The following is a 24874-nucleotide window of genomic DNA, read 5'->3' on the forward strand; positions in this document are numbered from 1 at the left end:
GCTTTAATCAACTTGTGGAATGGGCAGTTCGGTTACAGTGGTTGCCTGTTCCTGAAAATTGCGGGTGAGCAAAGTGAGTTGTTTTTTGAGCCTGGCCGACTGTTTCTTCAGGCCATTAGCTATCCCGTCGCTACTGCCGGTTTCCCCGGTTGCAAAAAGTTCAAGAGCCAGTTGATTGTCATGCCAGTTGCCAATAGCTTCCTGCACCTGGTCAATATAAGCTTCATTGAAAGAAATCTCTAATTCCGGACCGGCCAGCGTATAATTATATAACAGTACTTTCAGTTGTTTACGACAGGTATGCAGGCTTTCATCAAAGCGCAGCTGGTTTAAGGCTGTTGCAATGCTTTCCAGTTGTTGGTAGTAATACAATGTAAGGTGTAGTTTACTAACCGACCTGATCCGCTTTAATATACTGCGACGTGTTTTTCGGAGCCTCAACCGGTGTTGGTCTTTATCTGCATTAAAGGCCAGGGTAGCGGTTTCCATGATCTGCTGCTGTTCCCTCATAAAATCGGTGTTTTCACCTACTGCTTTACCCAGCTCCTGGTTTATATAAGCATTCCTGATTTCGCCGGCCTGCTTAAATATTTTACGAACGGGTTTGAAACGTTTTTCCAGCCCGGGCGATTTTTCTGCGCTATCTGCGAGGATCAAAAGTGCCCGCAGCTTTTTTACCCCGGTACGAAAATGGTGCAAATCTTCCTGTTCGCCGTTTTTGATAAAAGAGCGGAGATGGCGTTTCATTGACCGCCATATTTTCATTACATATTTCCGTTCTGTTTCCTTTTTCATAACGGCTGGCACCTTGTTGTTATTCGCCTTATTTCAAAAATACAATTTAAAAACAATAAATTTTAAGGCTGAATGAGCAGTTAAGCGGGTGAAAATCAACAGCGAAATAGGGGGGAGTTTTATTTTGTAATAAGTTTTTTACATTCGGATGATATAAATATCTTAGCAGGAACACTTATAAACCCCTGATCAATTGGCTCCCGCTGTTTACCGGCTTACCCTTACTTTGTTCGTACTTTTAAGTACCTGTAAGCTTTTTGCCCAAACCCTGGCCGATCCGGTTGACTCCTTACAATCACAGGTAGATGCCAACGGTATTTTGGCTGCCTTTTTCAGTGGCAAAAGCAGTAAACCATCAGTAGCAACTACACAAACACAAAACCGTACTTACTGGTCGGTACTGCCTTCTGCCGCTTATAATCCAAGTGTGGGTTTTGCTGTAGGGGTAATTTCATCCGGAGGGAAATACTTTGGTGATCCTGCAAATACAACCCTTTCGGTAATCAATGCAGGTTTTTACTTGTCAACAAGCGGACTTTCTACTTTTGAATTTAAGCAAAACGCTTTTTCGGCACAAAACCAATGGAACCTGCAGGGCACCGTACAAATAGGGAAAACCGTTGCCATGGATAACGGTCTTGGCACCGGCAGGCGCAGTTTTGGCGAAGGGAGCTTTTTTATGAATAATACACACTTTGAAAACAACCCTGATGCCTTTCCCATCCGCTATTTGTATATCAAAGCCAACGAGCGCATCTACCGTAAATTGGCTCATCATATATACGTAGGTGCGGGGCTAAGCTTTAATTATTATAGCCATATAGATGATGACCGCAAGGATATTCCTATAACCCAAACACACAATTACCGTTATAGTATCCGCAATGGTTTCCCCGTTAGTTCTTACCAGGCAAATGGATTACTATTCAATTTCCAGTTCAATAATCGTGATCAACCCAATCGCCCGTTCAGGGGTATTTATGCTGATATAGTTTTGAGGAGCAACCAAACCTGGCTGGGCAGCAACCGCAATGCCATGCAGTTAAAATTCGAATTCAGAAAGTACTGGAGCCTGTCATCAACCCATCCCGAACATGTGTTTGCCGTGTGGCACTGGTCAAACTACTTGTTAAGCGGGGCGTTGCCCTATCTTGAACTGCCCGGAACCGGCAGCGATGCCTATGGCCGTATTGGCAGGGCGTTTATCATAGGGCGTTTTAAGGGCATGTCGTTTGTATATAATGAGGCCGAATACCGGTTTCCGTTAACAAGCAATAAGTTGCTCAGCGGTGTTGCTTTTGTTAATGCCGAAACAGCTGACAATCAGCAACGCATAAAACTATTCAGATACTGGGAACCCGGTGGCGGTGCAGGATTGCGACTGTTGTTTAATAAATACACGCGCTCCAATCTTTGTATTGATTATGCCAGGGGAACTTATGGTTCAAGCGGTTTCTTTTTAGGGCTTAATGAAGTGTTTTAGCTGTAATTGCCCCGGGTTAAGGGGCGTTTCGCCATAAATGGTGTCATTTTTGTTCTAAAAATGTTTTTCATTAAGTAATCTATCACAAATGCGCACTCCGTTAACCTCGCAACTACTTGGTGACCTGATTGAAAAGGGCTACGAATATGTATTGGTAAAAGTAACAGTAAACCAACAAACCGAAGAGGTTGTTGATATTACTCTTGTACCTGTTAAAGTTAAGCCGGAGCTTAACAATTTGCCCGCTGGCTTTGAAACATTTTACCGCATAACACGTGAGCCTATGCAGTTGGTATGCGGAGTTGACAAAACCAGTATTTTTATAGAATACCAATCATTTGATGATGAAGTGACCGACAAAGATATTTTTGATGATACCTATTTTAGGATGAGCGAAGAATTTTTCAGGCAGGTACTGGACAGTCTTGAAGATTACGCGGTGATAACTACCGACAAAAACGGGAATATCAATAGCTGGAATACCGGTGCCCAGAAAGTTCTTGGCTATGCCGAACAGGAAGCTTTGGGCCTTAATGTCCGGATATTTTTTACTATTGAAGATATTGCCGCCGGTAAACCCGAAATAGAATTAAAAAAGGCATTAAGTATGGGCAGGGCCATTGATGAGCGCTACCATGTGCGAAAGGACGGCACACGTTTTTGGGGGAGCGGATTGTTTTTTCCCTTATTTGATGAAGAACATAATCACCGCGGCTTCACCAAAATAATGCGCAATCAGCGCGAAGAGCAACAAGCAAAGGAGCTTGGTATATAAAACAAAAAAGGCACCCATTGAGTGCCTTTTTTGTTTTATATCTTTTTTTAGAAAAATAATTATGCGTTATAGCTTACGCCGTGATCTTCTTCTTTTTGCACGTTAATAAATGGAGAGCCTTTGGTAAAGCAACCAACAATTAAAAGGTAAGCACCAAAAATCAATTGCGGAGCTACCAATTTATCAGAAAAGGCATAAACCCATGGCGAGCAAAACAAAAACGAGCCCATAAGTACGTCACCGGCATTGTGCATAACCATCGGGAATTGTTTGATAAAACCCATTTCGTTTTTAGCAAAGATAGCCATGATCAACTGTAACCAGCCAATGATCAGAGGCAGGAATAAAGCAGCGCCGCCAACATGAATTGTATCAAAAGTCCATAATGATGAAATCATTAACAGGGCTACAACGTAGTTTAAAAATCCGTAAGTTTTGGTTGAGATGAAGCCTTTCATTTTTATAGCTTATTTATAAAGTATCAATATAGATGATTTATATCTAAATTTTGTGCCAAAGGTAAACATTTGCACGGCTTAAGTACAGTAAAATTTAAAAATTTGATCAGCGGGTTAATTAATTGGCTACCAGGTCACGAAATAACTGGATATGCCAGCTATCTTTGAAAGGCACCTCCCATTTAGTTTCAAGCTCGTTTAAGTTTTGTACCAGGTTATTATAAACAACAGTTTCCTTATTGATGCTGCCGTCTTTCAGTTTAGCCTCAAAATCATGCCGTGGTAATGAAAGCACTTCCTCGCCTTCGCGATAAGCCAAATTAAACCTGTCGAAAAGATTGATGCCCAAATGCTGTTGAACCTGCTGCATAAAATGAACCGATTTATCGATAGAACACCCGCTGGCGCCTGCCTGGCTTTCATCAACTATCAATATAAAAAAACGGTTATACCTGATCTCGGTCTTTGCTTTAAGCTGGTTGTTATGAGCTGTCCAGTTGGCGGCAAACCTATCCAGCTCGGGCTGGATCTGCTGTACTTCCTGGTCGGTTAATTTCCTGTCCGACTGATAGATCCAAACTCTTGACTGTGGAGAAAATTTCATTTTCAAAAATATCAATTTATTAACTTCGGGTTACATTTTGTTGTCATGAAAATATCAATTCTGCCATCAATTGGAAAAAACGCACTCATTACATCACTTTTAGCCCTTAGTGTGCTAAATTACGGTTTTAAAGCCGAAATGAGCGAACAGGAATGGTTAAACTGGAGCAATAAATGCCTCAACGGCTCATTTAACCCCACGCCTGATATCAACCTCAAAAAGTGGGAGTTAACCCTTACCAGCGACTATTTTTTACGTTTGCGAAAAACTTATCAACAGGGTAAACAGGAATATTTTTCCTTTAACCTTCACCGCTTAACCAATGTTGGTTACGTGGGCAGCGACACTACGGGTACAGTAAAATTCAATACGCAAGCTGATGATATCATTGTACAAACCTACGAAGACCCTGAGGGTAATATCGACTCAATGGCTACTACACTTGGCTTACCGGTGCACAATATGAATTTGGCCCGGTTTGATAGCCTGAAGAGTGCGCTGAATTATTTGAGGGTGAAGAGTTTATAGAAGTTTAATTTCTGTGCGCCTTTCTGAATTTGGCCAATGAAATGTAATTTCCTGATACAACATCCAAAACTTCTAAGTAAGGCCTGATGTCTTCTTTGTTTACATAAGAGTTCTTTATTCTGAACCAATACCGTGTTTCATAATGCCAAGGGCCATTGTAACCTACCGAAATTTCATAATAAGGAGATTGGACAGAAGGTGTTTCCCGCGTCATGAACGATGCATTGGCCTTGTATTTCTTTAGTTCTTTATCCAGCTTTTTTATTTCTTTCAATTCAAACAACTTATCAGTCAATCGGTCTTCTTCAGAAGTGTTTTTTAGAGACTGGGCTAAAAGAACATTACTTTTTGCGTCAGCGAGCAATAACGAAAAGATTAATGCAGCGTAAAAAAACAGCCTTTTGCCTGACATATCTATAAACCATTAGCTCTCACGGTGATCTCAGCAATATCCAGCACCTTTATCTCCTGTTCTTTATCCTGGTTTTTTACGCCATCGGTAAGCATGGTCATGCAAAACGGACAGGCAGCGGCTACCACCTGGGCCTTAGTTTCAATAACATCGGCAATCCGTTCAATATTGATGTCTCTTTTGCCTGGCTCGGGTTCCTTAAACATTTGCGCACCACCGGCACCACAGCATAAGCCGTTTGATTTGCAGCGCTTCATTTCTACCAGCTCAGTATCCAATATCTCCAATGCTGCCCGCGGCGCTTCATAAACATCATTTCCACGACCTAAATAACAGGGGTCATGATAGGTGATCCTTTTTCCTTTAAAGCTTTCTCCGCCTTCGGCTTTGAGTTTGCCGGCATCAATTAACTGCTGGATCAATTGCGAGTGATGGATCACTTCGTAATTGCCACCCAAACCCGGATATTCGTTTTTTATGGTATTGAAACAATGCGGACAACCAGTAACTATTTTTTTAATGTTATAACCATCCAGCACCTGGATATTCATCATGGCCTGCATCTGAAACAGAAATTCATTCCCTGCCCGTTTGGCTGGGTCGCCGGTGCAGTTTTCTTCCGTACCTAAAACAGCGTAGCTAATGCCTACGTGGTGCAGTATCTTGCAAATATCGCGGGTAATTTTGCGGGCACGCTCATCAAAGCTACCGGCACAACCAACCCAAAACAAAATTTCGGGTTCTTTGCCCTCAGCAGCCATTTCGGCCATGGTAGGTATTTTTATTTCGGATTTCGAATTTTCCATCTCGGATTTAAAATTTGAATTAAAAAAGCAAACTGCTAACTAAAAACTGTTAACCGCCTACTGTTCTTCTGCCCAGTTAAACCTGTCGGCCTGGCTGTATTTCCAGGGGGCGCCATTATTTTCAACATTGCCAAACATATTGTTTAGGCTTGCCGGGGCCTGCGATTCTTCCATTACGATATAACGGCGCATTTCGGTTATGATCTCCAGCGGATTGATATTTACCGGGCAAGCCTCTGCACAGGCATTGCAACTGGTGCAAGCCCAAAGCTCTTCGCGGGTAACGTAATTATCAAGCAGTGATTTATTGTCGTTGTAATCTTTGCCATGTTTATCAATATTATTCCCGATTTCGGTGATCCGATCGCGGGTATCCATCATGATCTTACGCGGTGAAAGCAGTTTCCCTGTAATATTTGCCGGGCAAACCGAGGTGCACCTGCCGCACTCGGTGCAGGTATAAGCCTCCATCAGGTTTTTCCAGGTAAGATCAGTTACGTCCTTGGCACCAAAGCGCGCTGGTTCGCCGGTATTTTCAGGCACGAACGAGGGATCCAGCATGGCTTTCACCTCGTTGGTAACCGATGCCATATTGGTAAATTTACCTTTAGGGTTCAGGTTTGAATAGTACGTATTCGGGAACGCCAGCAGGATATGAAAATGTTTTGAGTAGGGCAGGTAATTTAAAAAACACAGGATCCCTATGATGTGAAACCACCAGCAAACCCGTTCGGTAATTACCAATGCCGAAGCTCCATCAGGAAGCAACGGCGCCAGCAAAGAGCTTACAGGGAAACTTCCGGCAGTAACATAATGGCCAAAGTGTAGTAATTGTAATTTATAATCTGCGGCGTTCATAGTCAGGAAAGCCGTCATGAGCAAAATCTCGGTAATAAGGATATAATTAGCATCCGATTTTGGCCATTGGGTCATTTCTGTACCGGTAAATCTTTTCAGGTGTACAACATTGCGCCGGCACAGGAAAACGATACAGGCCGTAAGCACCAGCACTGCCAGTATCTCAAATGCGCCTATAAGGAAACCATACAAACCACCAAGCGGGCGCGAAAAGATGCGGTGCGAGCCAAAGATGCCGTCAATCATGATCTCCAGTACCTCGAGGTTGATAATGATAAAACCGATATAAATAAAAAAGTGCATTACCGCTGCTACGGGGCGCTTAACCATTTTGGTTTGCCCCAGGGCTATTTTTGCCATCGTTTTCCAGCGCAGGGCGGGCTGGTCGTTACGGTCGGTATCCTTACCCAATAAAATGTTACGCCTTATTTTAGCCACATTTTTGCTAAACAGGTAAACAGCGGCCGCCAGGATGATAATAAATATAAATTGAGCAATCATTATGCGTGCATAGTATTTTATCAAAGTTAAATGAATTGTTCTAAGTGCAAAATGTTTTGAGATCGAAAAAAAATTTGAAAATTAATTGGCTGATTACCTGTGTACTTATTTAAAAAACACGGCTAAATAGAAACTTTTTTCAAAAAAAAGTTTTCAAACATAAAAAAAAACCTACATTTGCACTCCCCAATCACGGGAACGGTTTGGTACCATAGCTCAGATGGTAGAGCAAAGGACTGAAAATCCTTGTGTCACTGGTTCGATCCCAGTTGGTACCACAAGTATAAAAAAGGTCATTTTCGATAAGAAAATGGCCTTTTTAGCGTTTAAAGGCATATTTTCTCTTTCGACTTTTCTATGTTGCTTGATCAAGGGATTTAGCAGCTTTAGTCTCTAAATCTTCCAAATGGAACTCGTCAGAAATTTGCTTAGAAAAAAGCGTCTTTTTTAAATTATAGTTTAATCGATTCTTCGGATCCGCCGATTTCACGATGTCTCCAAATAATGGAAGAGAGTCGTTTATGGTTGTCCCATTATATTTATCCAACTTAGTTAGCCACCTTCTGATGACATTTGCGCTAATGTAATTTTCAATTTCTTTTTCAGTTGTAATCCAACATCTATCTTCGCCAATCTCCGCTTGAATCCTTTTTTTTGTATCGTTTATTTCTGTCTTCGGCCCAAGTTTATCACTGTCAATCACAACAAATGCATGTCTATTTATCTTCAACAATGGAATAATGTCAATCATAGCATCCTTGTTTTCGTCATCTATTGAACCAATAAATGAAACATTCGCGAGATTTTTTCCACCATAAAACATTATTGAAAAATGTAATCCTTCCTTTAAAGTACCATCAATTAACGAAAGCCATTTTAATAGATAATTGCGGTCACTTGGCCCCTCAACCCAAATTATACCATTTGCTTGGATTAAGTCGCTCGCCTTATATCCCATATCATCTAATAAGTTATACGCGGCTTTGCTATTTTCTATTTTTGAGATATGGCTTTTATTTTTATCATGTTCAATGTGGTAAATAGAAATATTTGATGAGTAATTTAATAGTGTATTGGAATGAGTAGTAATGAAATAAATGTTTTCCGTTTCATTTGATATAAAATCGAAGAACTTTCTTTGCAATTCGGGATGCAAGTGACTTTCTGGTTCCTCCATGCATATTACCTTATCGTCGTTAGCCAACAGTGCGCCACAGAGTAAAATTATTTGATAAATCCCTGAACCATAATTCTCTAAGGGCAATCTTTTCCCATGCATCTTAATCAGGATAGATTTTTTGTCATGTGAGATCTCGAGTTGCAAATCGTTAGTATTAAGCAATGATTTAACCAAACGTTCCAACTTGTCAAAGTTTTCTCTTTTATAATCTTCACCGGGGTTCGGGTGCTGCATTTGGTGCAGTTCCTCGATTATGTTTGAACCGTTAATTTTGGAATTCCCTGAATTATGAGATTGAGATGGATTGATAATACGAAAATCGGGTATATATATAAGATCTTTAAGTGTTTTGATTCGAGCAGAAAAATTCTGGTCAATTAAATCAGCTAAATCGTTCAAAATCCTTTCCGTACTAAATGTCCCACTTTCCTTTTTAAAAGACATTAATTGCGTGATGTTAAGACTTTGTAGCTCTTGTGGTAGAATATCACTGCTAACTCTGTCCTTATTTGAGGGAAGCCAAACTTTGAACGGATCACTTAGTGAATCGGTTAACTTTGAGGTATCAAATTGAGTATCATTAATTCGATGAGGGAAGTCTAACTCTGCATGGGAAAAGCTGAATCCTATAGATACGACTTCGCCGCTAACATGGGTGTCGATGTAGCTTAAATTACCCAACTTATATATATTATTTATGTTTTCTGAAATAAGCTTTAAAAATCGGAGAAAGTTTGATTTACCACTATTGTTCTTTCCGACTAAAACATTGATTTTTGATAGGTTATCTAAAAAAACGCCGTTCAAATCAAAGCTTCGATAATTTTTTACCCCTATATTTTTCAGCATCACCATTCTACGTTTTTTAAGAGCGATAAATATAAAGAGCAATAATTGGCACCAATATATTCATACTTTCTCTTCTGTTTATTCGAACTATTTCTTTTCTTCAATGATATCTGCCAATTATATTGAATAGCCTAACAAAATTTCTATCGCCTTATAGAAAAATAATCTATTACATAAGTTAACCATTGGGATAACATCTTCATTTCCCGATTTGAAGAAAAATAAAGTTTTTTCAAAGTTTTTATGTTGAATTCGTAGCTCTCCTCCTTTTGAGTACATTTTCTTTATATCATTGAACTTATAGGTGAATTCTTGTCCAGCTGGCTTGATAAACGTTATAAAACCAATGCCTACTTTTATATATTTTTGGAAAGCGTTTTTTTCGTGAGAATAAAGTGAAAATATTATATAGCCATCTTTTTGCAAGTCACTTTCCAGCCGATCCAATAGATATACAGTCCAATATTTTTCAATAGTTCTATAAAAGTTCAACATTACCCCTTGGTTTTTTATATCGGTGGTTTTCTTAAAATCACCATCCCTAGCCAAGAGTATTTTGCCGGTTGTTCTGTTTAGGCAGACGTAAACGTAATTCGTATGTTGATATACATAATTCCTTTTAACTTCTGTATAATGGGAATAAAAATCAGTCATGTCATTGAAATTAACCTCTAAATCAATGGGCAAATTTTTCCGTTTATCCACAAACGAAAACTGGGCAAAGCCGTTTATGCCAATGTACAGATTCGTGTGAGCGAAATCATTATTAGCGGCACTTAACAATAAGGCTCCAAGTGAAGGAACGGCAAACCAAATGGTTATCCAAAGAGGATCTTCAAGTCGAGCTATAAAGTAAATAAATAGACCTGGTATCAATCCAAAGAAAAAGAATTTGATATTTTTTTTAGCCTTTTGACCTGAATTCATGGGCTGTGCATCCTGAATTAGGTCAGAAAAACCAACTATAATTTTACCGATCCTTGCAGGTAATTTAAAAAACTCTAAATTCTTTGGCAACGGTTCTCCCCAAAAGCTTTGTGTTGGGTTATATTTCGGAGTTTCTTGCTGTTCTCGATCAAAGGGCGAGTAAAATTGTTTAAAAGGGTCATGTCTAAACCTTTCTTCTTCTTGCTCGTTGGTTTTTTTTCGTTCCTGTTTTTCTGTGTTACGGTATGAGTAGGAGTATGTGGTAGATTGTTCTTGAGTTTCGTTTATAGTGGTTTTAAAATATTCGCTATAAACAGAATTGAATTTTGAACGACTATCAGCATCAATTAAGATTGTATAAGCGTCTTTTATTTCTTGAAACTTCTTTGTAAAAAAAGGATCATCGAAATGTTTGTCTGGATGGAATTTTATAGCGTTTGAGCGGTAAGCTTTTTTTATTTGGTCATCGGTCGCATTGGAATCAATGCCGAGAATTTCATAATAATCAACGAACATTTTAAGTGAGTAAGGTTTTTCAATAAATATATGAAGTATTATTAATAACCAATAATGTCTCTATTAAATTCGGTAGTTGCACTAGTCCTTTTAATAAAGCTCATTAAATCGTTTTTTGTAAGCCGCCAATCTCGAGATAGGCGGCTTATTAGAAATCTTATAACGCTCCGGCAACGGTTTTCTTTACCAACGTTGTTGCAGCGGCAGTTTGCCTTCCGAAAGTAGAGGCGGCAGAACTGATACCTGAAGTGGAAATTATCCAGGTAGAGATGCTGGGTACCGTGAACATAGCGATAGCGCCGATCAGGAAAGTAATGATAACTATACCAAATGATAATATACCGTTACCTGCGAAACGAGTTAATTCAGCCATTTTATTTATCGTTTCGGTTCCGTGGAGCAGACCTTCATAGCGGCTGATCTCAACGGTTAAAGCATATTGCTGAATATAGGCAGATAACCACATAATGAGATAAGCTATCGCCCCGTAAAGGTTCACCGATACGAACCGGGCGATCCACGTGGTAAAACTATCCCGGAACGCGGGCAAGATACTGACCGCGACAGCAAACGGCCCGAGCAGCACAAGGATGCTTGAATAAAACACCTGTATGAAGAACACAAAATAAGTAGCTATTCGCAGAATCCATACGGCAAGCAGTTCAAGCAGTTGCGTAAGCAGCAATTGTATGCTGATCTGTAGTCGCTCTTTCAATTCGAGTATCGGGGTAACAATGGTAGAAATTCCTTTTTTGACGGTACTCGTTACTTGATCCCAGGCCTGGTCATACCATGTATCAGATTCCTTGGCAGCAACTTCCGTCTGTGCCTGGAAATTATAAAGGCTGTCAGCCATTTCCTTCATCAACTGCGCCCTTTTCACCCGCAGGTTATCCGCTTCGGTCTGTGCGCCTTTCCATTTCTCCTTGGATTGATTTTCCACTACCTCGCATGGAAAGGCGACTACCTTGACGAAGACGTTCCACCATAAAATGATCATCGCCAGGCTGAATGGCCTGAGCAATGGCATAATTTCAAGTTGCTTATCGCCAACCATCATTTCGTAAGACTTTATGGCAAAAAATATGATCATGAAAATAGCGGATAACGCTTTTGCATCATCTATAAATGTTATACCCTCGCCCCAAATAAGGTTCCGTTTATTCTTCAAACTGCTTTTAACGAGCAGCCGCGATAAAATTAACGGCACAGCATGTCTCTTTCTCTGTGATTCTTTGCTTTCAATAGGTTGAGCTAACACTTTATAACCCAAATCAAGAAAATAGCTAATCAGTCGGTTACATTCTGCCCGGGGTACTTTATTGATGAAACTCCTTGTGAGCAGTTCCTTCGCACTTTTTTCCTGTCCGGAACGCATGATCAATCCCAATGCCCATGACGTCGAAGAAGGACCAATTCGAAGTATGGCTTCTTTTAAGGGTTTATCACCATAGGTCGAATTTCCGATTTTTGGTGGAATACCTGTATCTTCCAAATACCGTATAAACTGGTAGGCTGAAAGCAGGTCTTTGTTAGTGCTTCCGAGATGGTGTGTCGTTGATTTTTTGCCGATTCGAAATTCTTGCACGTCCTCAACTTCTGTGAAATCACGGGCTGGATGTTCAAGCATGAGCTCGAAGGTTTCCAGTTCCTGCCACGGATCGCAATTAAACAATCTCAAATTGTTCTGGCGATCTACAAAATCTTTGCTATCGGCCTCCAGGCGTAGTATGTCCTTTGCAGCGGTAATGCTTCTAGTTACATACCGGAGCAATTGCATTAATAACGCTTCTTGTGAGACCCATGTGAAATCCGTTAGGTTATCGACCCTCGGCGTTCGCTTACGTACGCTGGCCAAAGCCTGCTCCAAAATAAGTGCCGCCTCGCTCGCGTTACCGGTTTCTGCGAGTAGCATGGCCCTTTTACCTTCCCAATAAGGCAGGCCCGGATTTGGCGGCCATTCCGAAATACATTTTGTAACAACCTGATGATCCAGCGCATAAAGATGAAAAAGACATTTTTCATACCAGATACTCGCTATCCTTTCCCCTTCTAAAAATGGAAGAAAGCTGTCCATAGTGGAGGCACAGGCTTGCCATCGGTTGACAAAGCCTTCTTCACGATAATAACGCCAAACATTGAAATAGATAGACAACCATTGCTCTTCTAGCTGACCGCCTCGCCTGTTCGTGATGTTTTCGGTGACTTGGTGTTCATATTTTTGAAGTAAGGCCTCGTAGCTCGGCAGATCACTATCTTGTATGGGGCAAAGGCAACGCTCCATCCGCCAGTTGTATTCATAGAGTAGTTGGATATCTTCAGGGCCTAAAATCTCTGAAATTTTTGACCTGCTTAATCGGAAATTACGCGTCACGCTCCAAAGGTCTTTGCGTTGCTGAAGCGGGGCGATCAGCCAGTTTGGATAACTGAGACGGAGATCAGTCCAATGCTGCAATATTTCAGATGTCTTATGTGGCAGATCATTCTCAGTATAATGGACGGGCTTATCAGGCCAGTCAAGAGGGCGTTCGTTTTCGCGATAGTGCTGCAAGTAATCGAGAAATTTCTGTAAAAGTTCCTGGTGAGCCGGCTGTTGTCCTTCCTCGTTCAGCTTGACGACAATAATATTGCGCGTTTGAAGAAGGCGGCGTTGGGCGTCGGATAAATTCGACGACCCCACGAGATATATTTTAGGCGCGTTGTTGACGCCTAGATTGTCGTTTATCCAACTGATCCAGTTTAAGAAGTTGGGATCGTCCGCAGAAAAGCCAAGTAGACAAAAGGTATTTTCAAGTAGAGACTGTTGAACCGTATTGACAAAAGGAGCAAAGTCATGCGGATATTTTCGGTAATCTTCTTCACTGACAATAAATGGCCGTTCTGATGGCATGCTGCCATGTAGCTTGACAATCCGCGGTTGCTCAGCAAATATTAGTTCATTCTTGTTGACAACAAGGTCGTACTTATAATTATATACATTTTGACTTGCTCTTTCGAGTAACGTATCATAATTCGTCGTAAAGATATCGGTCCAGGGCAAGTTGAGCAGCCCAATATGGACATCGGAGGGACTATGATCAAGGTCTGGTAAGCTATCAATGACGAGTTTGTCCAACACCGGTCGACCAAAAGCGGCCTGGACCTCATCAGCTATCTTTAATATATTAAGATAGGTTTCTTTCGTGCCTGGTTTTTTGCCATTTAGTTTTTCATATAAAAGATCGCCAAGACCGGGCCACGTGGGGAAGTCCGGTTTGGTATGGTCATTTTTCTGGGCATTCCTGCTAAAACCTGATCCGATCATGACTGCCGCATGCTTCGACCAGAGGCGCTCCGCGATCTCTTTTATATAAGGCCTAGCATCTGCCGGGAATTCATTTATATCTACAGTTTTCATTGTAAGGTTAGGGGAAACAAGTATGCAAGTTAATCAAATCGAAATGACTTTAGTTTATAATAAACAAATAAAGCAACTTTAAACTGATCGCCAAACCATTTGTCCCTTCGCCAGATTATAAGCTCTCCTGCCCAGCAATTAATATTAGGCGCATGTCACTGATCTAATAGCGATGACCTGTTTTAATAATTTCCTTCCAATATTACTAGGAAGGTTCAGTTATTGGGTAGCATTTAGGGTGTTTTGCAGCCCGAGAAGGACTCGAACCATAAACTGTACGGTTCGAATTCCGCCCAGTCAGGGATTGTTAAAAGTGCTTTAATTCGCTTAAAACACGCATTTGATCAATTAAGTGGTTCGAATTCCGCCCAGTTAGGGGATGTTAAAAGTGCTCTAATGAGCTTAAAACCCGCATTTGTTCTAATAGTTGGTTCGAATTCCGACCAGTAAGGCATCATAAAAGAATCACTAATTTTCTCAAAATTCGCACCTGATGTTAGGCCGGTGTTTTTGTTCGGTGTAGCGTATTTAACTTTTGTTTTTAGTTTGCGGGCGTTCAGTTTGAGAATCAAGAATAATGATTTAGCTGGACTCGGCGACCGGCCTTGCGCGGCTATTCGATAAAATATACATCCTAAATGGAATTCGCGTAACCACGCCTTACTCGATTGTATAAGCCATGAAATGATTTCTTCTAAACATGGTGTTGAGATTCTACATCGAATGTATTATTGAAATTAGATCGAGTGTTATTTATTATCGATTCTTTTAGAATATTTAAACGATAGGTAATAGCCACTGAAAAAATCAAAAATTTATAAAAATAAATTATTTAAAGTTAATACTATTTTCATATATTGCTTTGATTTACATCAGTAGCATTTTTTTCTAGAGTTAATATGTGGTCAACCCTAGTCTTATTATTAATACATACGATGAATGTTATTAAATAGCCTAATCTTCATCTGTTATTTAAGTCAAAAACCTAAAAAATCTTAAAAAAATAAATAATTCACAAATCAACAATACCAAAAATGAAAAAGAACCTTTATTTAAAAAGTTTAAGTAACTACAAGAGCCTTAAAGCGGATACCTACAACACTACATTTGGAGGTTATGCGTCTACTGACCACGACGATTCAAATACCTTTGACAATTCACAAAGTTTCGATTCATCTGATGAAAATGACAATTCAGTCTCAAATGACTTTTCATTTAGTTTGGACAATGTTTGGTAGAAATAATTGCATTCCATTTTAATTTTTAAATAATCCTTATTTTATGAAAACCTTAACTTTAGTAAGCCTAACCAATTTCAAATCATTGACCGCTGAAACTTTTAATTTTACAATTGGCGGTAAAGCATCGCAAGATCATGATGATTCCAGCACCTTCGATAGTTCGAGCAGCTATGACTCATCCGATAGCAATGATAGTTCAAATAGCACGGACACAGAATCTTTGAGCTACGATAACGTATTGTAAGTCGCTATTTAAACAGCCATACAAATTTCTTTATCAGTTCCCGGTGACGCGTACTACCGGGAACTTTTTCAGGGAATAAATCTTTGAAGTTTCGAAGAGTTACTTTGTAATACTCTATTGCGAACCTAAATTTCACAATAATTAGTATTATTCTAATTAACAAGATTGATTGTTATGGAGTTTACCCAAACAATGCTTTTATCCTGACTTTTTTTCAATTGTCCTAAATAGAAATTTTTATCCGGCTTGACTAATTTTTTGAACAATTCTTTATTGTTAACAACCACGCTTATTTGTTTATTCAAGTCTAACATTTTAGGACTTATAAGCAGTGTAAATTTTGTTATACGTGATGTTAAAATGTTAATTGTGTTATTGTGAATTTCTGCCTTTATAGCTGCACTTTCATCTAACTTATAATAGTCAAACGGAAAATAGGATTGCATTTTTTTATTGTATGCTTTAAGGTTGAATATTTTGTGCCAAGCAGCTCTGGGTAAGTTTAAATCCCAACTATTAACTTCTATCCAACTAAGACCTTCAAACAAAGAATTACTGGTCTCCCAATAGAGTTGTTTGGGGTATGGATTTCGGAATGTATTCGTAATGAATTTAATACTGTTGGGATAATCAATATCTAAATGTTTGTCTTCATGCGTGTAACCAAAATATTCCTTGTATTCCAAGGGCACATGTAAGGAATCCAGAATTTTAACAATATCTCTCGTTTGTTGAATTGGTCTAATATCGTCTTTGTCCGAATGTACAAGGCGAAGTGGGCGGTTGACCGCATTAGCGATATAAAGATCATGAGCAAATATGTTGGAAAGCTTAGAATTATAAGCAATCATACCAGCGAAAATTGTAGGTTTATACAAGTCAAATGCAAAAGCACCATCCGATCCATCAGAATGTCCAAACACAAATACCTTACTGTCATCAAAATTGATTGTTTTCTTTAGTTCATAAATGATATTTTCAAGTGTACTAAAAGTATAGTTTTTACTACCTCCAAATGAATTTGCAGCCCAATCAAACCCTTTACCGGGATCAGCAAATGGCTTTACGACGATGAAATTGGAATTGCAAAGTTTCGAATAAAAAGGATCGTCATCCGGCTGCACTTTTGAATTCTCAGCATCGGAAAATTTGGATTGCCCCACTGCTCCATGAAGTAATAAAATAACAGTATGGCGCTGACTGGGATCATAGTTTTCCGGGATATAAAGTTTGAATGGAACATTTCCAAACACGGAATCCTGCATAAAGAATATATGTTCGCCTGTGAATTTGTCTAATGATGGATAATTATTAAAATTATGGATCTCATTAATAAGCTTTTCAAATGAAGAGTTTGCTGAAGTATTCACGGTTTGGTCGATGGATACTCTCGGCAAATCCTTGATGCTTACGGTTTGTGCCATTCCATTCAATTTGAAGCACGAGAATAACAACGTGATAAAAATATTGTTTAAATATTTGTTTTGATTTAAAATTTTCATAAACGAGGCAGATTATAAATAAACAAATTCATGTGAAATTTGCTAAAAATAATCAAAAAAATGTAAATTATTCACTGTAAAATATGATAATTCACATCAATATTAATTTTTTTAAAAAAAAATAATTTTTTTGTTGAATTTATTAAATATATTGCCAAAGTGATTTAAGCCTTATGAATAAACATCTAAAAATACTTTTAGCGACTCTTATTTGCATTTTTTTTAAAAACAACTCCTTCGCCACATCGGGAGTATATTTAGCAAAAGGCGATTTGAAACTAAATGAAGCCCATAGAAGACGTAGCTGTATTCAACTCGATACAGGAAGGCACCAAAACATTATCATTAAAGATACAACTAAACAAAAAGCCGATACGTCCCGACTAAGAAACAACGTGTTAAAAGGGGTTACAATTAAGGGTAAAAGGGTATTGCTCGTACAAAACGTTGACCGGTCAATTGTCACAGTCGAAAATAACAGGTTGTTTTTAGGAAGTAATCTTGAAGAAGTTTTAGAAAAAATACCGGGTGTTACTATTGATGGCAATAATCACCTTATTGTCAACGGCAATGGATCAGTAAAATTTCAGATAAACGGAAGAGATATTCCAATTTCTGGTAATTCAATTTCATCATTCTTGAAGTCGATTCAATCTTCTGCCATAAAATCGGTCGAAATAATTAACCCCTCGGCTAAGTCAGACGCCCAAAGTTCGGCTAAAATTTTAAATATAAATACTGTACAACAAACAACAGATGGGTTTACGCTAAGTCCAGGGTTAACATATTCTCAAGGTAAGTATGCGCGAACTGGAATAAATTTATTTTCCCAGGCAAAAGTTAAAAAATTCACCTTTCAATTACTTTCATTTGCCGATCTGTCAAATGAGTATTCTACCGAGAAGTCGTCGCGAATTTTTCGAAACACGACAAATTTCATCAATGAGTCGAAAGCATTGAACCGCAAAAGATCTTATCTAAACAAAATTGACATCAATTATAATTTTGATAAGAAAAACATTTTAGGACTAAGTTTCTATAACACACAGTCAAACCAGAAAAATTCAACTAACTCATTTTTTGAATTTAGAAATAACACATCTCCGGACTCTTCATACTTGAACAACAGTTTGGGTAAACAAAACTTATCCTATTCAATTTATAGTGGCTATTTTAAACATGCATTTGATGAAGATGAGGAATATATTTCTTTTAATGTCGATGTCAACAGAGCTACAAACAGACAAAACTACTTATTTACAAATCAGTCTATTTATTCAACTGTCGACTCCATCGGTACCAGATTAGATCAATCAACGCATTCCAACTCTAGCCTCTGGGTGCCCTCAGTGTACATAAACTATAGCAAACCATTGATAAAAAGTACGGGGCGTTTAGATCTTGGTCTGAAATATACTTCCACCAAAGACCACGAGTATTATGACGGCCAAAATGACTTAAATAACGCCTATTCATATAATGAATCAGTTGCTGCCGGATATGTTTCTTTCTTATATGACAAGAAAGCATTCAGTTTTCAAGGTGGGTTTAGAGCGGAAAATTCGAGTACTAAGGGCGAGATAAATAATAATTCAGTGACCGATAAAAAATATTTTAACCTATTCCCTTCCATCTCTTTACAGCGGAAATTTCATAACGATGACTACATTGTTTCCGTAAATTATAGGAAAAGAATTATTCGGCCCACATTCCTGGCGTTAAGTCCTTTTCTTTATTTTACTTCTCCTTATGAAGCATTCCGCGGAGATGCGACGTTATCCCCCACACTGATAGACGATTTTAATGCGTCATTTACTATTAAAGGGGTATACATCAACGCCAATTATAGTAGTATGCATAATGTGATATCGCAGTTGCCAATAATTGACGATTCACTTACTACTATTACAAATCAATATATCAACATTGGTGCCGAGCATTACCGCTCGATCAATGTATCTTATCCATTCAACATAAAAACTGTTAGCCTCACACCTAGCGTGAATGCCGAATCCGCATCAAGCCACTTGACGATAAATTCTCAGAATCTGCTGAAGAACACCAGTGATATTTCATTTAACTTAAATGGGGTTTATCGCTGTGATAAGACCAGCAGATTCGAAATCAGGTCGTTTTATGTTCCTAAAGTGATAACGGTATCATCTACCATAAACCACAAAAGTGGCGTGACGATAAGATATATAAAAACGTTCTTAGACGGTAATTTAAGCATGAGAGCTGCAGTTGAGGATATTTTTAATGCCAATAAAGAAAGTGGATCAAACAATTTCGGTGGATATGTAGGAACATTTTCAAATTTCTATGACAACAGAAGAGCCAGCCTTTCTTTAACCTATTCATTAAGAAAAGGAAAACGCGTGAGTATTAACGCTCCGGGACAGGAAAATAGTGATACTAACGAAAGAATAAAAAACTAATAAATTACTTAACCACTTATCATCTTAGCGATTTTAATTTTCCATGATAGTTATCCTCTCATTTAGTTATTATGAACAAGGTACAGATCCAGTTATTGACTGGCTATTATATTATAAGGTTCCATTTGTTAAAATTTGTGTCGAAGATTTATTGACGAAGAGTCATGAATATAATTTAGACGTCAATACCGGTAGGCTTTCCATAGCTGGGACAGACATTACAGACAAAATTAAGGTGATATTTTTTAGACGATTTTATCGCTATCTGCAATTCGAAAATAAAGAAACCTTGGGGGAAATTTCCAGAAAAATATTTTATGAGTCAAATGAAGAATTAAATGGATTGACTCAATTTTTATATAAAATATTTGAAGAAAAAATTTGGTTCCCCAGACCTGAAGTTGTCAATGTTAATAAACTGACGATTACCTACATTGCAAGTAAATTAGGGATTAAAACGCCCAAATCGGCTATAATAAATAACAAAAATGATGTTGTCAAATTTCATAATTCGTGCAGCCAGGGTATCATAAATAAACCGATAGGAAGACTAAGTTACTATACGTTCGGCAGATACACTTACAACACTTACACTACAAAATATACTGAGGAAAAGATTGAAAAGCTTCAAAATTCGTTTTTCCCCTCTTTATTTCAGGAGGCTGTAATTAGTCAATATGAAGTTAGGGTCTTTTATATTGACGGTGATTTTTATGCGACAGCGGCGGTTTCAAGCAATAAAGATCGCAACATTGACATCAAACGAAGTTTTAATACGAAGGAATTGCGTTGGATTCCTTATGCTCTGCCGGAAAGTGTAAAGTTGGATATTACTAAATTAATGAAGGAAATTGATTTAGTTACAGGCTCAATTGATCTCTTGGTAGACGATGAGAACAATTTTACATTTATTGAAGTCAACCCTGTCGGTCAATATTTGGCACCCTCAAATCAAAGCAACTATTATATAGATAAAATAATCGCAGAATGGCTAATAAAAAAATTGCAGCTAGCATAGTTTCAAATGATGAAGATACTCCGTTTGATGAGGAGCTCTTGCTTAAAATACCATTAGGTTATAGATCTATGGTTAAAAAGGAAACGGAATTTATTGGAGAACTATATCGACGTGTGAAGTTTAGTGGTTCTAAGCTTTTTCAGTCGAATCAGTACTCGAATTTCCCGTCACATAAACCAATTTCGAATCTACTACTGGATTTAAGAATTCAAGAAACCATTGAAACAGATGAGTAAGCATTTAATTCTCCACGCCCATTGTATCCCGGTTCGAGGTAAAGAACAAGGGGCTATATATGATTTACAAAAAGGGTCACTTATGTTCATTCCAAATTCGATGATTGATTTGATAGAATATATGAGGGACGAAAGCTATCATAAAACTAGAAAAGTGGTCAACTCTTTAGCGTTTTTCAAGGAGCATGTAGATTTTATTTTATCGAATGGCCTAGGATTTTTTACCGATCACCCTCAGCGATTTATTGCTCTTCCCGATCAATATCATTCGCCGGAGGAAATATCGACAGCGGTTATAGAATACGGAGCTGACAAATTTGATTTAAAGTCCGTAATTAATGAATTGAATATGTTGCGTTGTAAACACATTGAATTCCGTTATATTGACTGTAACCCTGATTTCTCAGAACTAAGAACATTGATTGGATACACAAACAATTCTACCATACGGTCGATTGAGCTTCATTTGACTCAAAACGAAAAGATAAGTAAAGTCAATTTACTCGGTCTGGCAGGCGAGTTTAAGAAGCTTAGAACAATTAACGTTCATAATTCAGCAAGTGCGGATTATGATTTTAAGAATAATATTTTCTTCCTTGAGAGCGATTGGAAAACTGTCGAGCAAAAACATTTTCCCCATGATGTGTACATTGTCAATATGAAGTTTTTTATGGAAAGTCAGAAGTTCAATACTTTTTATAACCAAAAAGTCTGTATTTCCAGAGATGGGTATATTAAAAACTCCTTATTGAACGTAAGGCATTTTGGTCAATATAGTACAAATAATACACTTACAGATGTAGTTAGAACTGATGAGTTTAAGAAATTATGGTTTATTAGTCCGGATATGATAGAGGAAGTCAAAGAATCTGAAACGAGGTATGCGACCTTGTTTTCACAAGATGTAGAATTAATAGATGGAAAATATCATTTAATTCATTAATGAAGAGTCTGCAAAGCAAATTTGTCTTTTATCACCAAGCTGATCATATGGATTGCGCTGCTACTTGCTTAAGAATGGTAGCTAGATACTACGGCGCAGACTATGATGTCTCACATCTGAGAGATTTGGTAAATACAACCAGGCAGGGGGCTAGCCTTGCTGGCATCCAAGATGGTGCAGGAGCGATCAGGTTAAAAACACTTGTATCAAAGGGGACAGTGGAAAATTTGGTTAAAGAGCACTTGTTACCTGCGGTATTATATTGGAATCCAGATCACTATGTGGTACTTTACAAGATTTCCGAGACAAAAAAAGGCGAATACATATTCTTTATTGCCGATCCCGCACTTTCAAAATATAAAGTATCTGAAAAAAAATTTAGAGAAAAGTGGGTTAGTGACAACGCCGACGGTGAAGGATTGATCGTGTTTTTCGAGCCGGGCGAGGACTTCATGGAAACATACGATGAATATGCGTTAAATTACGTGAAGCCATCGAGGCACTTTTACTGGGAATATGTTAAAGCTCACAAAGCCTCGTTCTCATTGATATTGTTAATAACGATAATCTCTTCATTATTTAATCTGGTATTTCCTGTACTTACACAAAAAATTGTAGATACGGGCATCCCGAATAAAGACCTGTCACTTATCTCACTTTTCTTGTTGTTTCAGATTGGGGCATTTATTGGCAGTTCAGTGTTCGACATGGTTAAGGGTAGGTTATTATATGTTGTTACGACTAGAATTAATATAAATATATTAACAGAATTTCTTTTAAAGTTAACTAGGCTATCCGTTCGTTATTTCGACAATAAGGTCGCGAGCGATATTACGCAAAGAATTGCTGATCATTCGCGCATTGAAAAATTCCTGACAACGAATTTGATTGGAACCATATTTTCGGTTTTCAACTTTGCTTTTTTTTCTTTCTTGATCTTAAAATATGATTATAAGATTTTTTTAATCTTCCTGAGCATCACCGTATTTTCCATTTTATGGATGTTCATGTTTGTTAAGAGGCGTAAATCAATAGAATATAAGCGTTTTGAAGCATACAAGGATTCCTCAAATTCTTCATATGAAGTGATTTATGGAATGAAGGAACTAAAGTTGAATAATGCACAAATAGCCAAAATAGAAGATTGGGGTGTTGATCAAAAAAAAATCTACGCGATTAACAAAGAGTCGATGCTTTTGGAGCAGAGGCAAAATATAGGAAATGTCTTGATAAATCAAACCAGAAGTGCATTAGTAACATTTTACTGCGCTTTTTTGGTCATCCACGGGAAGATATCAATTGGTGAAATGTTAAGTATTTCATTTATGTTAGGTCAATTATCATCTCCTTTTACACAATTTTTTGAATTTATTAAAGGATGGAACGAGGCATATTTCAGTTTTGATCGGATTAATGAAGTAAAGGAGAGACAAGACGAGGATGATGAATTCCTCCCTCATGGTCATACCCTAAAAACAGTTTCGGCATTTGAAAGAATATTGATTTCTAATTTGAATTTTAAATACGATAAAAGTTCTCCGGTTAATGTTTTGGACGGCATCAATATTGAAATAAAAAAGGGGCAAAAGGTGGCTTTTGTTGGTAATAGCGGAAGCGGGAAGACTACATTGGTTAAATTGTTGTTGAAATTTTACCTACCGTCTAAAGGAATTATTAGCGTAGACAGTAATGACTTAGCAGAGTTAGAAGCAAACAGTTGGCGGCAAAAATGCGGTGTTGTGATGCAGGATGGATATATATTTTCAGCAACAATATTACAGAATATTTGCTTGGATTCGAAAAAAGTGGATCTGGAACGGGTTAAGCAAGTTTGCCATCTGGCGAACATCAAGGATTATATAGAATCCTTGCCAAAAAAATATAACACCAAGATCGGCGGTTCCGGTGTTGGTTTAAGTGGAGGCCAAATTCAACGCATTTTGATAGCGCGGGCATTATATAAAAATCCTGAAGTGTTGTTTTTTGATGAAGCTACAAGTTCCTTGGATACGGAAAACGAGCGTATAATAATGGAAAACATTAATGAGTTCAGCACGGGTAAAACGCTCGTTGTTGTCGCTCATAGATTAAGTACTGTAAAAAATGCAGATATGATTTATGTTTTTAATAACGGTAAAATAGTGGAGGCTGGTAATCATGTTGAGTTATTGGTGAATAAAGGCTTTTATTATAAATTGGTTTCAAATCAATTGGAGTTATCAAACTAAAAGCCTTTTTTCCTCTTTTATTGCCAGGTCCTCAATGAACTATTCGCGATGTCCAATATTATCTGAATAAAAAAAGTCGACACAACTATTTACTTCAAAAGGCGATCTTATTTGTTTGCATGACCTTGTATTAAATACGTAATAAATTAATAGAATATGAAAAAACAAACAATTTGTTTAGAAAATCTCTTGGATTTTAGAAGTGGAGAGCAACAAATCACAATTTTGTCCACGACATTTGGTGGTGTCTATTGTCACGACGGTGATGTATCCTATTCACAAGACACCTCAACGTCAGGTGATGTATCACAATTGGATGACAATTCGCAATCAACGGATGATTCGGAAACTTTGGATAGCAGTGATAACCATGATTGACTTTATTTATTAAAAAAAAAATAATCAAGTTTTGTCGTATTATTTTATATTATCAAAGTTTATTTTTATATTTAAATGAGCTTATAATCTAAATCTAATTTATATGACAAAACCTACAATTACCTTAGAAAATCTTCAGATTTTCAACACAAAAAATCAAATTGCAACCAATTTGTTTGCAACTTACGGTGGTGTTCTTCAATCACACGATAATGATCAATCGGATCAAAACGACTACTCTTATTCGAATGATATTTCGGAATACTCGGATTCGAGCCAGCATAACGACGATTGTACTGCCGGTGACACCAGCGCATCAGCAGATTAATTTTATCAAAAGAAAATCATGAAAAAAATCAATTTAGAAAGTTTATCAAACTTTAAAGAACAATCCGGCAGCATCTTGTATGCAGTGCTAGGCGGGCAACAGTCAGTATCATATGATACATCAGGTATTGGCGATACGTCAACGAATAATGATACGTCAACGGCCGCGGATAACTCCACTGACCACGATGGATCTGATTCTTACGATACATCAGATAATCACGATTAAT

21 protein-coding genes and 1 tRNA gene are annotated in these 24874 nt (G+C 38.0%); 12 read left to right on the plus strand and 10 right to left on the minus strand.

All coding sequences use genetic code 11. The features are described from left to right. Positions 1 to 3: 3 nt before the first annotated feature. The gene (locus BMX50_RS30480; RefSeq protein ID WP_091220340.1) at positions 4 to 795 is read right to left on the minus strand and encodes a CHAD domain-containing protein; all 792 of its coding nucleotides are present in this window, start codon (positions 793 to 795) and stop codon (positions 4 to 6) included. Between the two features lie 193 nt (positions 796 to 988). Between BMX50_RS30480 and BMX50_RS30485 the strand changes: the two genes are divergently transcribed. After that, positions 989 to 2278 carry a BamA/TamA family outer membrane protein gene (locus tag BMX50_RS30485; RefSeq protein ID WP_091220343.1) on the plus strand — a complete coding sequence of 430 codons (1290 nt, stop codon included), beginning with the start codon at positions 989 to 991 and terminating at the stop codon, positions 2276 to 2278. A gap of 88 nt (positions 2279 to 2366) precedes the next feature. Continuing rightward, a complete protein-coding gene (locus BMX50_RS30490; protein ID WP_091220345.1) occupies positions 2367 to 3053 on the plus strand; it encodes a PAS domain-containing protein in 687 nt (228 codons plus the stop codon). 59 nt (positions 3054 to 3112) lie between these two features. Here the strand turns inward: BMX50_RS30490 and BMX50_RS30495 are convergent, their stop codons facing one another. Continuing rightward, positions 3113 to 3511, minus strand: a complete 399-nt coding sequence (locus tag BMX50_RS30495) for an SPW repeat domain-containing protein (protein ID WP_091220347.1) — start codon at positions 3509 to 3511, stop codon at positions 3113 to 3115. Between the two features lie 118 nt (positions 3512 to 3629). Next, positions 3630 to 4115 carry an ABC transporter ATPase gene (locus BMX50_RS30500; protein WP_091220349.1) on the minus strand — a complete coding sequence of 162 codons (486 nt, stop codon included), beginning with the start codon at positions 4113 to 4115 and terminating at the stop codon, positions 3630 to 3632. Between the two features lie 45 nt (positions 4116 to 4160). Between BMX50_RS30500 and BMX50_RS30505 the strand changes: the two genes are divergently transcribed. Further along, positions 4161 to 4643, plus strand: coding sequence for a hypothetical protein (locus tag BMX50_RS30505; RefSeq protein ID WP_091220352.1), 483 nt, complete (start codon positions 4161 to 4163; stop codon positions 4641 to 4643). A gap of 4 nt (positions 4644 to 4647) precedes the next feature. On the opposite strand, the gene BMX50_RS30510 is transcribed toward BMX50_RS30505, so the two are convergent. The 3 genes from BMX50_RS30510 to BMX50_RS30520 are packed head-to-tail and all read right to left on the minus strand — an operon-like array spanning position 4648 to position 7220. Further along, the gene (locus BMX50_RS30510) at positions 4648 to 5055 is read right to left on the minus strand and encodes a hypothetical protein (RefSeq protein WP_091220354.1); all 408 of its coding nucleotides are present in this window, start codon (positions 5053 to 5055) and stop codon (positions 4648 to 4650) included. A 2-nt stretch (positions 5056 to 5057) separates the two neighbouring features. Continuing rightward, complete coding sequence (locus tag BMX50_RS30515) at positions 5058 to 5861, minus strand: (Fe-S)-binding protein (protein WP_091220357.1); 804 nt, start codon at positions 5859 to 5861, stop codon at positions 5058 to 5060. A 57-nt stretch (positions 5862 to 5918) separates the two neighbouring features. Next, the gene (locus BMX50_RS30520; protein WP_091220360.1) at positions 5919 to 7220 is read right to left on the minus strand and encodes a 4Fe-4S dicluster domain-containing protein; all 1302 of its coding nucleotides are present in this window, start codon (positions 7218 to 7220) and stop codon (positions 5919 to 5921) included. 205 nt (positions 7221 to 7425) lie between these two features. Here BMX50_RS30520 and BMX50_RS30525 point away from each other — a divergent pair. Then, positions 7426 to 7498 (plus strand) — tRNA-Phe (locus tag BMX50_RS30525). 77 nt (positions 7499 to 7575) lie between these two features. Here the strand turns inward: BMX50_RS30525 and BMX50_RS30530 are convergent. From BMX50_RS30530 to BMX50_RS30565, 4 genes are all read right to left on the minus strand, one after another. After that, positions 7576 to 9255, minus strand: coding sequence for an ATP-dependent nuclease (locus tag BMX50_RS30530; RefSeq protein WP_091220362.1), 1680 nt, complete (start codon positions 9253 to 9255; stop codon positions 7576 to 7578). 111 nt (positions 9256 to 9366) lie between these two features. Then, positions 9367 to 10692 (minus strand): J domain-containing protein, encoded by a 1326-nt coding sequence (locus tag BMX50_RS30535; RefSeq protein ID WP_091220366.1) that lies wholly within the window; start codon positions 10690 to 10692, stop codon positions 9367 to 9369. Between the two features lie 157 nt (positions 10693 to 10849). After that, positions 10850 to 14089, minus strand: a complete 3240-nt coding sequence (locus BMX50_RS35135) for an SIR2 family NAD-dependent protein deacylase (protein ID WP_208864836.1) — start codon at positions 14087 to 14089, stop codon at positions 10850 to 10852. Positions 14090 to 15726: 1637 nt separating this feature from the next. Continuing rightward, the gene (locus BMX50_RS30565) at positions 15727 to 17076 is read right to left on the minus strand and encodes an alpha/beta hydrolase-fold protein (RefSeq protein WP_091220374.1); all 1350 of its coding nucleotides are present in this window, start codon (positions 17074 to 17076) and stop codon (positions 15727 to 15729) included. Between the two features lie 173 nt (positions 17077 to 17249). Here BMX50_RS30565 and BMX50_RS30570 point away from each other — a divergent pair, with 173 nt between their 5' ends. From BMX50_RS30570 to BMX50_RS30600, 8 genes are all read left to right on the plus strand, one after another. Further along, on the plus strand, positions 17250 to 19514 hold the full coding sequence (locus BMX50_RS30570; protein WP_091220377.1) for an outer membrane beta-barrel family protein: 2265 nt from the start codon (positions 17250 to 17252) through the stop codon (positions 19512 to 19514). A 43-nt stretch (positions 19515 to 19557) separates the two neighbouring features. Next, on the plus strand, positions 19558 to 20532 hold the full coding sequence (locus tag BMX50_RS30575; RefSeq protein WP_091220379.1) for an ATP-grasp domain-containing protein: 975 nt from the start codon (positions 19558 to 19560) through the stop codon (positions 20530 to 20532). Next, on the plus strand, positions 20502 to 20768 hold the full coding sequence (locus BMX50_RS30580) for a hypothetical protein (RefSeq protein WP_091220381.1): 267 nt from the start codon (positions 20502 to 20504) through the stop codon (positions 20766 to 20768). Before BMX50_RS30575 ends, BMX50_RS30580 begins: the two co-directional genes overlap by 31 nt. Next, a complete protein-coding gene (locus tag BMX50_RS30585; RefSeq protein WP_091220384.1) occupies positions 20761 to 21711 on the plus strand; it encodes a hypothetical protein in 951 nt (316 codons plus the stop codon). Before BMX50_RS30580 ends, BMX50_RS30585 begins: the two co-directional genes overlap by 8 nt. Further along, a complete protein-coding gene (locus tag BMX50_RS30590) occupies positions 21711 to 23939 on the plus strand; it encodes a peptidase domain-containing ABC transporter (RefSeq protein WP_091220386.1) in 2229 nt (742 codons plus the stop codon). Before BMX50_RS30585 ends, BMX50_RS30590 begins: the two co-directional genes overlap by 1 nt. A 156-nt stretch (positions 23940 to 24095) precedes the next feature. Then, the gene (locus BMX50_RS34365) at positions 24096 to 24317 is read left to right on the plus strand and encodes a hypothetical protein (protein WP_143065301.1); all 222 of its coding nucleotides are present in this window, start codon (positions 24096 to 24098) and stop codon (positions 24315 to 24317) included. A gap of 103 nt (positions 24318 to 24420) precedes the next feature. Beyond that, positions 24421 to 24645, plus strand: a complete 225-nt coding sequence (locus BMX50_RS30595; RefSeq protein ID WP_091220389.1) for a hypothetical protein — start codon at positions 24421 to 24423, stop codon at positions 24643 to 24645. 18 nt (positions 24646 to 24663) lie between these two features. Beyond that, positions 24664 to 24873, plus strand: a complete 210-nt coding sequence (locus BMX50_RS30600; protein WP_091220392.1) for a hypothetical protein — start codon at positions 24664 to 24666, stop codon at positions 24871 to 24873. Position 24874: the final 1 nt, after the last annotated feature.

This window comes from Mucilaginibacter gossypiicola (assembly GCF_900110105.1).
In the GTDB taxonomy this organism is placed as follows: Bacteria; Bacteroidota; Bacteroidia; order Sphingobacteriales; family Sphingobacteriaceae; genus Mucilaginibacter; species Mucilaginibacter gossypiicola.

Excerpts from the sequence above, each read along its gene's own strand:
- BMX50_RS30580 (WP_091220381.1), top strand. The coding sequence starts at position 20,502 with ATGGCTAATAAAAAAATTGCAGCTAGCATAGTTTCAAATGATGAAGAT.
- BMX50_RS35135 (WP_208864836.1), bottom strand. The coding sequence starts at position 14,089 with ATGAAAACTGTAGATATAAATGAATTCCCGGCAGATGCTAGGCCTTAT.
- BMX50_RS30495 (WP_091220347.1), bottom strand. The coding sequence starts at position 3,511 with ATGAAAGGCTTCATCTCAACCAAAACTTACGGATTTTTAAACTACGTT.
- BMX50_RS30595 (WP_091220389.1), top strand. The coding sequence starts at position 24,421 with ATGACAAAACCTACAATTACCTTAGAAAATCTTCAGATTTTCAACACA.
- BMX50_RS30565 (WP_091220374.1), bottom strand. The coding sequence starts at position 17,076 with ATGAAAATTTTAAATCAAAACAAATATTTAAACAATATTTTTATCACG.
- BMX50_RS30505 (WP_091220352.1), top strand. The coding sequence starts at position 4,161 with ATGAAAATATCAATTCTGCCATCAATTGGAAAAAACGCACTCATTACA.
- BMX50_RS30535 (WP_091220366.1), bottom strand. The coding sequence starts at position 10,692 with ATGTTCGTTGATTATTATGAAATTCTCGGCATTGATTCCAATGCGACC.
- BMX50_RS30510 (WP_091220354.1), bottom strand. The coding sequence starts at position 5,055 with ATGTCAGGCAAAAGGCTGTTTTTTTACGCTGCATTAATCTTTTCGTTA.
- BMX50_RS30490 (WP_091220345.1), top strand. The coding sequence starts at position 2,367 with ATGCGCACTCCGTTAACCTCGCAACTACTTGGTGACCTGATTGAAAAG.
- BMX50_RS30570 (WP_091220377.1), top strand. The coding sequence starts at position 17,250 with ATGAATAAACATCTAAAAATACTTTTAGCGACTCTTATTTGCATTTTT.
- BMX50_RS30520 (WP_091220360.1), bottom strand. The coding sequence starts at position 7,220 with ATGATTGCTCAATTTATATTTATTATCATCCTGGCGGCCGCTGTTTAC.
- BMX50_RS30585 (WP_091220384.1), top strand. The coding sequence starts at position 20,761 with ATGAGTAAGCATTTAATTCTCCACGCCCATTGTATCCCGGTTCGAGGT.
- BMX50_RS30590 (WP_091220386.1), top strand. The coding sequence starts at position 21,711 with ATGAAGAGTCTGCAAAGCAAATTTGTCTTTTATCACCAAGCTGATCAT.
- BMX50_RS30575 (WP_091220379.1), top strand. The coding sequence starts at position 19,558 with ATGATAGTTATCCTCTCATTTAGTTATTATGAACAAGGTACAGATCCA.
- BMX50_RS30515 (WP_091220357.1), bottom strand. The coding sequence starts at position 5,861 with ATGGAAAATTCGAAATCCGAAATAAAAATACCTACCATGGCCGAAATG.
- BMX50_RS30480 (WP_091220340.1), bottom strand. The coding sequence starts at position 795 with ATGAAAAAGGAAACAGAACGGAAATATGTAATGAAAATATGGCGGTCA.
- BMX50_RS30600 (WP_091220392.1), top strand. The coding sequence starts at position 24,664 with ATGAAAAAAATCAATTTAGAAAGTTTATCAAACTTTAAAGAACAATCC.
- BMX50_RS34365 (WP_143065301.1), top strand. The coding sequence starts at position 24,096 with ATGAAAAAACAAACAATTTGTTTAGAAAATCTCTTGGATTTTAGAAGT.
- BMX50_RS30530 (WP_091220362.1), bottom strand. The coding sequence starts at position 9,255 with ATGGTGATGCTGAAAAATATAGGGGTAAAAAATTATCGAAGCTTTGAT.
- BMX50_RS30500 (WP_091220349.1), bottom strand. The coding sequence starts at position 4,115 with ATGAAATTTTCTCCACAGTCAAGAGTTTGGATCTATCAGTCGGACAGG.